This is a genomic window from Billgrantia sp. C5P2, assembly GCF_051062895.2.
The window spans coordinates 3,000,720-3,014,212 of sequence record NZ_CM128542.1 but is presented as its reverse complement, the minus strand read 5'-3'; the positions used below and the strand labels follow the sequence as shown (position 1 = coordinate 3,014,212).

The following is a 13,493-nucleotide window of genomic DNA, read 5'->3' as shown; positions in this document are numbered from 1 at the left end:
GGGTAAGCTGGGCGTGTCGTGTCGCATAGAGGAGCTTGCTTCTCTGCCATGCCTACCATCAAACGGAGAGTTCCATGTCCTTTCGACCCCTGCTTGCCGCTGCCGTGCTGATGTTTCCGCTGTCAGCCTTGGCCGAAACGCCCAACATCGTGCCGGGCCAGTGGCAGTTCACGAGCACCACTTCGGTGAAGGGTGATGTGCCGATTCCCGACCAGACGGAGACCCATCAGGAGTGCATCGTGCAGGGGGATCTCGACGATGCCGACTTCCAGTTTCTCGAAGTGGAGGAGGGCTGCGAGTTGCTGGAGCACAACGTCTCGGCGGATGGCGTCGATTACAAGATGGTCTGTCGCGCTGAAGGGGGCGAGGCCAATATCGATGGCCGCATGGGCTTTCTGGGTGAGCGCGTCGAGGGCAATGTGAACATCGATACCGAATCGCCGATGGGGCAGATGCAACTGGAAACCGCCATCGAGGGCGAGCGTCTCGGCGACTGCTGAGGGTATTTCCGAACAGGAACACAGGGCCACCCTTCGGGGTGGCCCTGGTCGTTTGAAGCCGTCGATGCTTGTCCGGTTGACCATCCTGCTTCAGCTGCTATAGCTCTAGTGATTTCCATGGAAAACGTGTGCTCGTCAGGTGAATGCGGGCACCCGATGCTATTGGAGGGCAGGCATGAGCGAACAAGTCGGCGACTTCATTATCAGGCGCTTGGGTGAGTGGGGCGTCAAGCGTATCTACGGTTACCCGGGCGATGGCAGCAACGGCATCATGGGAGCCCTGAATCGTGCGGACGAACGCTTCGAGTTCATCCAGGCGCGTCATGAGGAGATGGCGGCATTCATGGCTTGTGCCCATGCCAAGTTCACCGGCGAAGTGGGGGTCTGTACCGCGACGTCGGGGCCTGGCGCCATCCACCTGCTCAATGGGCTCTATGATGCCAAGAAGGACCACCAGCCCGTCGTCGCCATCGTCGGTCAGCAGGCCCGGGCTGCCATGGGGGGCGAGTATCACCAGGAGGTGGATCTGGTCTCGTTGTTCAAGGATGTCGCGCACGAATTCGTCCATATGGCGACCAGCCCCGCTCAGGTCCGCCATCTGATCGACCGAGCGATGCGTATCGCGCTGTCGGAACGCACCGTCACCGCCATCATCGTACCCAATGATCTGCAATCGCAGCCGGCCGTGGAAACGCCACCGCATGCCCATGGCACGGTGCATTCCGGGGTCGGCTATACGCCTCCGCGCGTGGTGCCCCATGAAGAAGAGCTGCGCCGGGCCGCGGCTGTGCTCAACGACGGCGAGCGTGTGGCAATCCTGATTGGTGCCGGGGCGCTGGGCGCCACCGATGAGGTGATTCAGCTCGCGGAGAAGCTGGGGGCCGGCGTGGCCAAGGCGCTGCTCGGGCGTGCGGCGCTGCCCGACCACCTGCCTTTCGTGACCGGCTCGATCGGCCTGCTGGGCACCAATGCGAGCTGGGAGATGATGGCCAACTGCGACACGCTGCTGATGATCGGCTCGGGGTTCCCTTATTCCGAATTTCTGCCCGAGGAGGGGCAGGCACGCGGGGTACAGATCGATATCGACCCGCGCATGCTCAGCATTCGTTATCCGATGGAGGTGAATCTGGTCGGCGATAGCGCGAATACGCTGCAGGCCCTGTTGCCGTTGCTGGAGGAGAAGCGCGATCGCTCCTGGCGCGAGCACATCGAGAGCAGCGTTGCGCAGTGGTGGGACGTGCTCGAGGAGCGCGCCATGGCCGAAGCCAACCCGATCAATCCACAGCGTGTCTTCTGGGAGCTCTCCCCGCGCCTGCCCGATAACTGCATCCTGACCTGCGATTCAGGCTCCGCGACCAACTGGTACGCCCGAGACCTCAAACTCCGTCGCGGCATGATGGCATCGCTATCCGGCGGTCTGGCGACCATGGGCAACGGCGTACCCTATGCCATTGCCGCCAAGTTTGCCTATCCGGACCGTGTCGCCATCGCCCTGGTCGGCGACGGCGCGATGCAGATGAACGGTTGCGCGGAGCTGATCACCGTCGCCAAGTACTGGCAGCGCTGGAGCGACCCGCGGCTCGTGGTCATGGTGCTCAACAACCAGGACCTCAACCAGGTGACCTGGGAGATGCGTGTGATGGAGGGCGATCCCAAGTATGAGGCGTCGCAGGACCTGCCCGATTTCCCCTATGCCCAGTATGCCGAGTTGATCGGCCTGAAGGGCATACGGGTCACCGAGCCGGATGCGCTGGCCGGTGCCTGGGATCTGGCGTTGAGCGCCGATCGTCCTGTGGTGCTGGAAGTCGTCTCCGACCCCGACGTGCCGCCGATTCCGCCGCACATCAAGCGCGAGCAGGCCCAGGCCTACATGTCGGCGCTGCTGCATGGCGACCCGGATGCGCTGGGTATCGTCAAGGCTTCGTTCAAGCAGTTTGCACGGGAGTTCGTGCCCAAGGTCCGCCGGCATTGAGAGCGGGTAGAGACGAAAAGCATCCACTTTCGACAGCGCCAGGCGACATCGCGGTTGCCGGTGCAGCGTTAGCGATCGGCTCTTGCGGACGTTGTCGTCTCGCTGGGCGCCTGCGCCATTTCCTCCTCCAGGCGGCGGCGTACGATACCGGGCGAGCCGGTATGGCGGGCCAGCAGGTCATAGGCTACCGGCACCACGAAAAGCGTGAAGAAGGTGGCGGCTGCCACGCCGGCCATGATCACCGTGCCGATCACCATGCGAGATTCGGCCCCGGCCCCGGTGGAGACGATCAGCGGGATGGAGCCGGCCATGGTGGTGACGGCAGTCATCAGGATCGGGCGCAGGCGCGTCACCGAGGCCTCTAGCAGGGCATCGCGGAAAGCGAAACCCTGGTCGCGTAGCTGGTTGGCGAACTCCACGATCAGGATGCCGTTCTTGGCCGCCAGCCCGATCAGCATCACCAGTCCCACCTGGCTGTAGATATTCAGCGACTGGCCGGTGATCAACAGGCCGAACAGGGCACCGCTCATCGCCAGCGGCACGGTGAGCATGATCACGAAGGGGTGCACGAAGCTCTCGAACTGTGCCGCCAGCACCAGGAACACCACCAGGGCGCCCAGGACCAGCAGGAAGGTGGTGGCGCCGCTGGCCTCGCGGTAATCCCGGGACGGACCGTCGACGTTGGTCTGGGCCTCAGGGGGCAGGATCTCGGCGGCCGTCTGCTCCAGGTACTCAAGCGCCTCGCCCAGCGGATAGCCATCCACGAGGTTGGCCTCGATGGTGATGGAGCGGACCCGGTTGAAGCGATTGAGCGTGCTGGCGCCGGCGAAGTCGGTCAGCGTGACCAGGCTTGCCAGGGGGATCAGCTCGCCCGAACGGGCCGAGCGTACCTGGATGTTGTCCAGCGCGCGTGGGCTGCTCTGCCTGGCCCGGTCGCCCTCGACGATGACGTCGTACTCCTCGCCGTTGTCGATGTAACGTGTCACGTTGCGCCCACCCAGCATGACCTCCAGGGTGCGCCCGATCTCGCTCACCGTGACCCCGAGCGACGCCGCGCGCTCGTAGTCGATATCCACGCGCAGCTGCGGCTGGGTTTCGCGGTAGTCGCTCTCCAGGCCTGACAGGCGTGGGTTGTGCTCACGAATGTGCTCGAGCATCAGATCGCGCCATTCGGCGAGCTGGTCAAAGGTGCCGCCGCCGAGGACGAACTGCACCGGCTTCTCGACGCGTTGGCCGAAGCCCTGGCGCATGATGGGAACAGCCTGGACACCGGGAAGGTCGGCCAGGCGCTGGCGCACCTCGTCCATGATTTCCCAGGCGCTGCGGCGCGTTCCCCATTCGGCCATGTTGATGATGGCGAAGCCGCCGTTGAAATTCTCGATGTTGCCGAAGCCGCGCGGGGCGCGCACCACCACACGCTCGAGTTCGCCCGAGTCCACCATCGGCTGCAGGCGCAGCTCGATCTCGTCCATGTAGTCCATCATGTAGTCGAAGGTGGCGCCCTCGGGGCCGTTGATCAGAATGAAGAAGTTGCCGCGATCCTCGCGAGGTGTGTACTCATTGGGAATCTGTTCGGCCATCCACAGGGTGGCGACGATCAGGGCGACGAATACGGCCAGCACGGCCAGGCGTGCCTTGAACACCGCTTCCAGCAGGGCGCGGTAGATTCGTTGCGACAATTCGAGCAGCCACTGCACGCCACGTGCCGTGGCGCTGTCGCCCATGCCGGGCTTGAGTATCTTCGAGGCCATCATCGGCGTGAGGGTGAGCGCCAGCAGGGTGGAAATGGCCACGGCCGCCGCCATGGTCAGGGCGAACTCGGAGAACAGGCGGCCGATGTCGCCCTGCAGGAAGCTGAGCGGCACGAACACCGCGATCAGCACCAGGGTGGTGGCGATGACGGCAAAGGCGATCTGTCGGGTGCCGCGGAAGGCCGCTACCAGTGGCGTCTCCCCATAGTCGTGCATGCGCCGATTGATGTTTTCCAACACCACGATGGCGTCGTCGACGATCAGGCCGATGGCCAGCACCAGCGCCAGCAGCGTGAGAAGGTTGATCGAGAAGCCCATGACCGCAAGCGCGCTGAACGAGCCGATGATGGCGATAGGTACCGTCACTGCGGGCACCAAGGTGGTGCGGATGTTGCCCAGGAACATGAAGATCACCACCACCACCAGCCCCATGGCGATGAACAGCGTCAGCACCACCTGCTGGATGGCACCGGCCACGAATACCGAGGCGTCGAAGTTCAGGCTCAACTGCATGCCCTCGGGCAGGGTGGCTTGCAGCCGTTCCATCTCCGCCTGGACGCCCTGGGAGAGTTCCAGCACGTTGGCAGTGGACTGCATCATCATGCCGAGCCCCACCATGGGCACCCCGTTGGCACGAAAGATCGAACGGTCGTCCACCGAGCCGACCTCGACCCGGGCCACGTCGCCCAGGCGTATCAGGTAGCCGTCGCTGCCCTGGTCGATGGCCAGGCGCTGGAAGTCTTCCGCCGCGGCGAAGCTGCGCGGCAGGCGCACGATGAACTGACGCTCACGGGATTCGATGGAGCCGGCCGGTAATTCGACGTTCTCGGCGCGCAGGGCGTTCTCCACGTCGCCGACGGTGAGGTTGCGCGCCGCCAGGGCGTTGCGGTCGACCCATACCCGCATGGCATAGTCGCTGCCGCCCCCCACGCGTACCCGGGCCACGCCGGGTTGCACCGAGAGTCGGTCGGCGAGGTAGCGGTTGGCGTAGTCGGTCAGCTCCGGTATGGAGTAACCCTCGCCGGAAAGGCTCAGCCACAGTACGACATCCTCGCTGGAGTCGGTCTTCTGTACCTCGGGCGGGTCGGCATCGTCGGGCAGGTTGCGCTGGGCGCCACTGATTCGGTCACGCACGTCGTTGGCCGCGGCGTCGATGTCCATCTCGAGATTGAATTCGATATCGATCCGCGAGCGGCCGTCCTCGCTCGACGAGGTCACCACCTCGATGCCTTCGATGCCGGCGATACGGTCCTCCAGCACCTGGGTGATGCGCGACTCGACCACGTTGGCCGCCGCGCCGGGGTAGCGGGTGTCGATGCTGACCACCGGCGGGTCGATGGAGGGATACTCCTGCAGCGAGAGCCGTTGCAGGGAGAGCAGGCCGAAGGCGACGATCAGCAGCGCCAGTACCGTCGCCAGCACCGGCCGCTGAACGGAGATATCGGACAGGCGCATCAGGCGCCACCCTCGCCGCGATTCGCTTCGAGAATCTCGCGGATGGAGTTCTCCTCGCTGGCGATGCCCAGCAGGCGCACGTAATCACCCTCCCGGGCACGCTGTACCCCATGGGAGACCACCAGTTCATCGACCTCGAGCCCCTCGAGTATCTCGGCCTGGCCGATCCGGCGCTCGCCGACGCGCACTTCGCGCCGCTCCAGGCGGTTCTCGTCGGCCTCGTCGATCACCAGCACGTATTGACGGTCGCCGCTGGGAATCAGCGCCGACTCCGGCACCACCACGGCCTGCCGTGGGCTGCGCTGCAGCACCACCTCCATCAGCATGCCGGGGCGCAGGCGCAGGTCGGGGTTGTCGATCTCGGCGCGTACCGTGACGCTGCGGCTGACGGGGTCGACCCGCGAGCCGATGCTGGCCACTTCGCCTTCGAAGCGTTCGTCGGGAAAGGCCACGCTGCGTGCCGTCAGGTGGAGCCCGGGCGCGAGGATCGCCAGGTAGACTTCCGGCACGCTGAAGTCGAGCTTCATCACGTCGAGCTTGTCCAGCGTGACCAGTTCGGTGCCGGGGGTGACCAGGCTGCCCAGGCTGATGTTGCGAAAGCCCACCACGCCGTCGAAGGGAGCGCGCAGGCGGTAGTTGGTCAGCCGTGCCTCCAGCGCCTGGATTTCCGCTTCCACCTGCCGCAGTCGCGCCTGACTGTCCTCCACGTCGGCGCGTGGCGCCATGTTGCGGCTCTGCAGCTGGCTCAGGCGGTCCACTGCACTGCGACGCTCGTCGCGCAGGGCCTGGGCGACACGCAACTGGGCGCGCTCTTCGCCGTCTTCCAGCCGAATCAGAAGTTGGCCGGCCTCGACGATCTCGCCATCGTGAAAGTTCAGCTCGGCGACGATCTCGGTCACCGTGGCCGATAGCGTCACGCTCTCGTCGGCGCGCAGGGTACCGAGCGCCTCAAGGGGGTCGGACCAGGGCTGGAGGTCGGCACGGGCGCCGATCACGGCGGTGCGTTCCTGGGCGGCCACGGGCAGGCTGGCGGCAAGGGCGACAGTAAAAGCCAGAACGGCGGTAAGAGTAGCGGCCAGGCACACCCGGACGAGCAGCGAAGCCAGCCGCCGGGCCGGTACAAGAGGAGAAAGGCGCGATGTGTTCATGGGGGCTCTTGTCGTGGTTCGTCAGGCGCGAGAGGACGCCGCTTCCGTGGGCGCTTCCTTGACAGCCTACTCATCTTGTCGGCATCGAATGTGACAACAAATTCGCAATATCCGTTCTACTTCGGGTTTTCGACTGTATAGCCCTTGTACAGGGAAATCAATTTGTGCGCTAACGCGCACCTCATTCCTCGCTTCCGCAAGATCCTTCCATTGCTTTGCAAGATTCTCCAAGCGTAACCGCATTGTAACGACGATGCTGAGTCACGTGAGCCGGGGCCAGCGGCACCGGTTCCCGACAACAGCAAGCTTGAATAAGAAACCTGATTGGGAGAAAGACCATGAGCAAGCTGATGCAGGGTATCGAGCGCTTCTGGCGCGAGGAACAGGGTACCGAGGTGGTGGAGTGGGCCTTGGTTGGGGGGCTGATTGTTGCCGCAGGAGCAGGCATATATCTCGTAATAGGTGAACGAGTGGCTGAGCTGATGGAAGAGCTTAGGTTGGCTATTGGGGCGGCTGAACCTGCATGATTTTATAAATATAAAGGGCGTCTTTTTAGGCGCCCTCATAATAATAATATTAAACATTCTTTTAGGTTGGATGGGGGTTAAGGGAAATGAAGTTAACTTTCATAGTGGTAATGGGGATGCTCTGCATAGCTACAATTTGGGATTTTTTACAATGGCGCATCCCTAACCCCCTCGTTATGGCCGGGGCCGCCGTGGGTATTCTGCTGCAGATGTGGGCAGCTGGAACCGGTGGTGTCCTGGCCGCCATCTCCGGCCTGTTGGTCGGGTTGGCCATTCTTCTTCCCGGTTACATGATGGGATTTACCGGCGCCGGAGACGCCAAGCTGATGGCGGCGGTGGGTACCTTTCTTGGTCCACTTGGAATCCTCCAGGTGGCACTATGCAGCATTCTCGTCGGTGGATTGATTGCCCTGGGGTTTGCCTTCAGTTCACTGATGATGCGCCAATCGGTTTCTCCTTGGGGGCGCTATTCATTGATGTTTCGCACTCTAGTTGCCACCGGAAGGCCACTCTATATCCCACCCGAAGAGGGTGAGGTCATGGGGCGTAAGTTCCCCTTTGCCGTTTCCATTGCCCTGGGAACCACTGCCTGGATCGCCTGGCAGTGGCCAGTGGCTTAGGTCGACGTATCTTTGGGAGGTGGCGGCATGGATACGAAAAATAACAATATCGATGTCAGTGATTCCGAGGCGACTAACCTACCGGATGATACTGTCGCCGAGGCCTTTCCGCCGCGTCCCACCAGCGTCGAGGAGACCGGCCTCTCGCCGCTCTACCTCGCCGACCTGATCTCGAAGCAGCTGTTCGAGCAGGGTGTGCTCGACCTGCACCAACTTAGCTGCAGCTCGGCCCTGGCCGGCAGCGTAGTGGAAGCCATCTGCCATCAGTTGCGCCGCGAAGGGCGCGCCGAGGTTCGCGGCCAGGCCGAAGGCGGCGCGCTGCGCTTCGGTCTCACCGAACTGGGCCGCGCCGCAGCCCAGGAAGCCCTGGCCCGGGACGGCTACGCCGGGCCCGCGCCGGTGCCGCTGGAAGCCTATACCGCCCGGGTACGGGCCCAGGCCCTGAGTGACGCCGGTATCAGCCGCGACAGGGTGATGACGGCTTTCGGTGACACCGTGATCGACCCGGCACTGCTCGACCAGCTCGGCCCGGGGCTGCACTCGGGGCGGGCGATGTTCATCCATGGCGAGCCCGGCACCGGCAAGAGCTACATCGCTCGCCGCCTGGTACGGCTGCTGCCCGGCGAAGTGCTTATCCCCCACGCCATCCTGGCGGGCGGCAAGGCCGTGCGCTGCTTCGACCCCGCGGTACACAGCCCGCTGGTGCCTCTGCAAGGAGAGGGCGAAGCCGCCTCGCTGCTGCTGGCCCAGGGTCACGACCCGCGCTATGTGCGCTGCCGCCGGCCCTGTGTGGTCTCCGGCGGCGAGTTGACCATGGCACGGCTGGAGATCCAGTACGACAGCGCCACGCATATTCACCAGGCCCCGATCCAGCTGCTGGCCAACAACGGCATGCTGATCATCGACGACCTGGGCCGCCAGCGCATGCCGCCGATGGAGCTGTTCAACCGCTGGATCGTGCCGCTGGAGGAGCGCCGCGACTTCCTGGCGCTGGCCAACGGCTACCACTTCAGCGTGCCCTTCGACGTGGCGCTGGTGTTCTCCACCAACCTGGACCCGCTGTCACTGGCCGATGCCGCCTTCCTGCGCCGCATCGGCTACAAGATTCGCTTCGCGCCGCTGAATCAGGACGCCTACCGGCAGATCTGGGCCCTTCAGTGCCGTGAGAGCGGTATTCCCTTCGATTCGACCCTGGTTGACTTTGTGATCTTTGAATTGCATGCGCGCCTCGGTGTGCCGCTGCTGGCCTGCCACCCGCGTGATCTGCTGGGCCTGGCGGCGGATCACCTGCGCTACTGGGGTGGCGAGGCACCCGACCGGGAGGTGCTCGCCTGGGCCTGGCAGACCTATTTCGGCGATTTCTCGGAAAGCGACCGCGCAGGCGGTGACGGCAATACGAGCGGGAGGAACGCATCATGAAGAAGAAAGGTGTTGTCACGATGTTCAGTGTCTCGCTGCTGATGGCCGGCGGTGCGGCGCTGATCGGCATGAGCTGGATGCAGGAGCAGAACCAGGAGCGCGACTCCTTGGTCGAGGCCGGCCAGGTAGTGGTGGCGGCCCTGCAGATCCCCTTCGGTACCACGGTGCAGGCCAGCGACTTGAAGACGCTGCGGCTGCCACCGGATTCGGTGCCGCCCGGCAGCTTCAACGACATCGAGAACGTGGTGGGGCGGGTCAGCAACCAGGTGATCTATGCCGGCGAGATCCTCCACGAGGGCCGAGTGGCCGAACACCTGGGCGGCAGCGCCCTCGCCGCGCTGCTCGATCCCGGCAAGCGGGCCATGAGCGTGCGGGTCGACGACGTGGTCGGCGTGGCCGGCTTCCTGCTTCCGGGCAACCGGGTGGACGTGGTTTCCACCCGCAACGACGGCAACCGCAACAGCGTGGAATCGAAGACGGTACTGCAGAACCTCAAGGTGCTGGCGGTGGACCAGATCGCCTCCCAGGAGCGCGATGGCCCGGTCATCGTGCGGGCGGTGACGCTGGAAGTGGACCCCTCCCAGGCGGAGACCCTGGTCAAGGCCACCCAGGAGGGCAAGGTGCAGCTGACCCTGCGCAACCCGCTGGATCATGAGGAGAAGCCCGACCTGTTGGTGGCACAGCGTGAGCTGCTCAATGTCGAGCCGCCGCGCGAGCGCAGCGCACCGCCGCCGCGTGCCGCTCCCGTGGTCCAGGCGCCGCGCCAGGTGATGGTGATACGCGGCACCGAGGCCAGCACCGTGAACGTACGCAACTGAGAGGGAAGGGACGCAAGAATCCGGGCTGGCTGCCGAGGCGGTTCAGCCGAACAGAGCAGGGGCAGGGGAGAACGTCATGATCATTCAAGGTGAGAAGTGGAGGGGGCTGGTGCTGGTGGGGTTCGTCGCCCTGGCCCTGGGTTGGGCAAGCGCGCTGGAGGCACAGGAGGAGAGCGCGCGCAGCGTGGCCATGCCGGTGGAGGGGCGAACGGTCGCGGTGGCGGTGGAGCTGAACAAGGCCCAGGTGTTGCAGTTTCCCCGGGCGGTGCGGGTGGTGTCGGTGGGCAACCCCGAGATCGCCGACCTGGTGGTGATGGGGTCGCGTCAGCTCTACGTGCTGGGCAAGTCCACCGGGACCACCAACGTGGTGCTGTGGGACCAGTCGGAGAACATCCAGGGCACGCTCAACGTGACCGTGACCCATGACCTCGAAGCGCTGAAGAGCCACCTGCACGTCCTGCTGCCTGACGAGAACATCCAAGTGCGCTCGGCCCAGGACAGCATCGTGCTCAGTGGTGAGGTTTCCAGTGCCGAAAGGCTCGATACCGCGCTGCGGTTGGCCACTCGCTTTGCCGGCGGCGGCGAGGATGCGGTGCTCAACCTGATGCAGGTGGGCGGAGCCAACCAGGTGATGCTCGACGTCAAGGTGGCGGAGGTCTCGCGCTCGCTGATCAAGCGGCTGGAAGCCAACTTCAACGTCTTCAACGTGGGCTCATCGGCGTTCCGCGCCGGTGCGGTTACCGGCGGAGCCACCTTCCCCGATGCCATCTTCAAGGGGGCCGGAGGAGATTTCCGCCTGCCAATCTTCGATCCAGCAGGTGCAGGAACTCCGATTGGCCCAGTGGTCAGGGAGTTCTCTCCCACCACGCCCAGCATCGAGGACACCGGTATCTTCGCCAGCTACCAGCGCAGCGACTATCTGCTCAACCTGGTGCTGGACGCGGCCAGCCGCGAAGGCGTGGCCAAGATCCTCGCCGAGCCCAACCTCACCACCTTGACCGGCCAGCAGGCGCAGTTCCTGGCCGGCGGCGAGTTTCCCATCCCTGTGCCCCAGGGCGATGGCCAGGTCGCCATCGAACACAAGGAGTTCGGCGTCGGCCTGAGGTTCCTGCCGGTGGTGCTGGACTCCGGCTCGATCAATCTCCAGGTGGATGTCTCCGTTTCCGATCTGGTCCCGGCCAACAGCCTTCAAATCGGTGTGGGAAGCGGGGTGAACGCCCAGTTCTTTGTGCCGGCGCTGGTCAAGCGCAGCGCCAGTTCCAGCCTGGAGCTGGCGTCGGGGCAGACCATCGCCATCGCCGGCATGCTCAACGAGAGCCTGCGCGAGAACGTCTCCAAGTTTCCCGGCCTGGGCGACCTGCCGGTGCTGGGGGCGCTGTTCCGCAGCCAGGAGTTCATCAAGGAGCAGACCGAACTGGTGATCTTCGTCACGCCGCGGCTGGCGCGATCCTTCGCGCCGGAGCAGGTGCGGCTGCCCACCGGCTCGTTCGTGGCTCCCAGCGACCTGGAGTTCTACCTGCTTGGCCGTTACCAGTCCCGCGACGACGAGGGCGGTACGCGCCCGCGCCCCAGCAGCCTGGACCTGGAGCTGATGTCGAGCCGTCGTACGGGCGGCACCGAGGGCCGCTTCGGCCATGACCTGTGAACCGAACACCATGACGGGAGTGCCACCATGTCCTCACTACGTGCTTTCCATCGTCTCCTTCGTCCGTCGTTTGTCCGCCGCACCTGGTGGGTGCCGCTCATCGTCACCCTGGGGCTGGCCGGTTGCGCGGCGCCCCAACCGGGGGCCGACCTGCCGCCCTTCGGTGACACGGTGAATCACACCAAGCGGCTGCAGACCTACGAGCCCGGCGATGAAGCGCCGACGCTGGGGGGCGCCAAGGCGGCCGAAGCGATACGTGGCTACCGCGGCGCTGCAGCGGGTGGGCAGCAGGCGGTGCCCATGACCTCCAGCTCGCTGCCCTGAGGGACAGGAACGAAAACGAGGCTGGAGCAGTGCCAAGCGGGACTACTGGCACACGTAATGACAGGAATACGGGGCCGGCGGGGATCGCCGGCGACGACAGAGCGACGAACAACGGGTGAATTCCCATGCTGACACGGCTCGAGATACGGCTGGTAGGGCGCGCAAGGGCGGACATGGATGCGCTGGAAGCGCTGTTGCGCAGCCAGGGCGACATCAACGTCATCGCGAGGCTGCTCTACAACGGCAGCGTCGATCCCCTGGAGGGCGTCGAGGCGATGCCCGATGCCCTGATACTGATGGCGGGCGACAACTGGGAAGCGGAGCTGATGGCGCTGTGCGAGCGCCCCGTCGGCGAGCGTCCGCCGCTGCTGGTGGTGGGTCCCAAGGGCAACGTGGAGCTGATTCGGCTGGCCATGCGGGCCGGTGCCCGTGACTACTTCTCGCCGCCCATCGACGACGGTGAGATCAGCCGCTTCCTGCGCGAGATCGTCCGCGATCGGCGCGAAGAGATGGCACGCCCCGCGGCGACCCTCACCGCGGTGATCAATGCCAAGGGCGGCTCCGGGGCCAGCCTGGTCGCCGCCAACCTGGCTCATCGCATGGTGGTGGAGGGCAAGGAGTGCGCGCTGGTGGACCTGGACGTGCAGTTCGGTTCGCTGCCGCTCTATTTCAACCTGACTCCGGACCATGGCCTGGTGCAGGCGCTGGAGGCCGCCGACAGCCTCGATACCCTGGCCATGTCGGCCTACGTGCAGCGCCACGAGAGCGGCCTCGGCCTGCTGGCCTCGTCGCCGGAAGACCGCGCCAGTCTCGCCGAGGTGCCGGAGATCCGGGTCGAGCAATTGCTCCACGTGCTGGGACAGGACCATGACGACGTGGTGGTCGACTTGCCGCGCTGGATCAACGGGGCAACTGCCTGCGTGCTGGAGCGCGCCGACCGCGTGCTGATGGTCATGCAGCAGAGCGTGGCCCACCTCCACGATGCCCAGCGCCTGCGCGACATCTTGATCCACGAGCTGGGCCTGCCGCCGTCGCGCATCGCGGTGGTGGTCAATCGCTTCGACAAGCGCAACGACGTATCCCTGGGCGCCATCGGCGACGCGCTGCCGAGACTGCCGGTCCATACCCTGCCCAACGACTATCGCCACGCCAGCCAGAGCATCAATGTCGGCAGCCCGCTGATCGATCTGGCCCGCAAAGCGGCGTTGACGCGCTCGATCAAGGTCCTGGCCGCTTCGCTGGCGGCACCGCGCGAGGCTCCTGTGCGGCCACGGCGCTGGTCGCTGAGGCTGTGGAGTCGTACCCAACATTGAC

The 13,493-nt window shown here is 64.9% G+C and carries 11 protein-coding genes; 9 read left to right on the top strand and 2 right to left on the bottom strand.

Features of this window, described 5'->3' with window-relative positions:
- The first annotated feature begins 74 nt into the window (after positions 1–74).
- Both ACRWQA_RS13915 and ACRWQA_RS13910 read left to right on the top strand, forming a co-directional pair.
- On the top strand, positions 75–500 hold the full coding sequence (locus tag ACRWQA_RS13915; protein WP_263583309.1) for a DUF3617 domain-containing protein: 426 nt from the start codon (positions 75–77) through the stop codon (positions 498–500).
- Positions 501–675: 175 nt separating this feature from the next.
- Positions 676–2,472 carry a thiamine pyrophosphate-requiring protein gene (locus tag ACRWQA_RS13910; protein WP_434229914.1) on the top strand — a complete coding sequence of 599 codons (1,797 nt, stop codon included), beginning with the start codon at positions 676–678 and terminating at the stop codon, positions 2,470–2,472.
- 68 nt (positions 2,473–2,540) lie between these two features.
- On the opposite strand, the gene ACRWQA_RS13905 is transcribed toward ACRWQA_RS13910, so the two are convergent.
- Together ACRWQA_RS13905 and ACRWQA_RS13900 are read right to left on the bottom strand one after the other, a co-directional pair.
- On the bottom strand, positions 2,541–5,678 hold the full coding sequence (locus ACRWQA_RS13905; protein ID WP_434229916.1) for an efflux RND transporter permease subunit: 3,138 nt from the start codon (positions 5,676–5,678) through the stop codon (positions 2,541–2,543).
- Entirely contained in the window at positions 5,678–6,826 is a 1,149-nt protein-coding gene (locus ACRWQA_RS13900) for an efflux RND transporter periplasmic adaptor subunit (protein ID WP_434229918.1), read from the bottom strand. Before ACRWQA_RS13900 ends, ACRWQA_RS13905 begins: the two co-directional genes overlap by 1 nt.
- A gap of 338 nt (positions 6,827–7,164) precedes the next feature.
- Here ACRWQA_RS13900 and ACRWQA_RS13895 point away from each other — a divergent pair, with 338 nt between their 5' ends.
- The 7 genes from ACRWQA_RS13895 (at position 7,165) to ACRWQA_RS13865 (ending at position 13,492) form a co-directional block, all read left to right on the top strand.
- Positions 7,165–7,353 (top strand): Flp family type IVb pilin, encoded by a 189-nt coding sequence (locus ACRWQA_RS13895; protein WP_434229921.1) that lies wholly within the window; start codon positions 7,165–7,167, stop codon positions 7,351–7,353.
- 86 nt (positions 7,354–7,439) lie between these two features.
- Positions 7,440–7,973 carry an A24 family peptidase gene (locus ACRWQA_RS13890; protein ID WP_434229923.1) on the top strand — a complete coding sequence of 178 codons (534 nt, stop codon included), beginning with the start codon at positions 7,440–7,442 and terminating at the stop codon, positions 7,971–7,973.
- Between the two features lie 27 nt (positions 7,974–8,000).
- Positions 8,001–9,392 (top strand): DUF8689 domain-containing protein, encoded by a 1,392-nt coding sequence (locus ACRWQA_RS13885; RefSeq protein ID WP_434229925.1) that lies wholly within the window; start codon positions 8,001–8,003, stop codon positions 9,390–9,392.
- Positions 9,389–10,210: a Flp pilus assembly protein CpaB gene (cpaB, locus tag ACRWQA_RS13880; protein WP_263583316.1), complete on the top strand. Its 822-nt coding sequence runs from the start codon at positions 9,389–9,391 to the stop codon at positions 10,208–10,210. Before ACRWQA_RS13885 ends, cpaB begins: the two co-directional genes overlap by 4 nt.
- Before the next feature lie 76 nt (positions 10,211–10,286).
- Positions 10,287–11,855, top strand: coding sequence for a type II and III secretion system protein family protein (locus ACRWQA_RS13875; protein ID WP_434229928.1), 1,569 nt, complete (start codon positions 10,287–10,289; stop codon positions 11,853–11,855).
- Between the two features lie 27 nt (positions 11,856–11,882).
- Positions 11,883–12,179 (top strand): hypothetical protein, encoded by a 297-nt coding sequence (locus ACRWQA_RS13870; protein WP_434229930.1) that lies wholly within the window; start codon positions 11,883–11,885, stop codon positions 12,177–12,179.
- 125 nt (positions 12,180–12,304) lie between these two features.
- Entirely contained in the window at positions 12,305–13,492 is a 1,188-nt protein-coding gene (locus tag ACRWQA_RS13865; protein WP_434229933.1) for a CpaE/TadZ family protein, read from the top strand.
- Position 13,493: the final 1 nt, after the last annotated feature.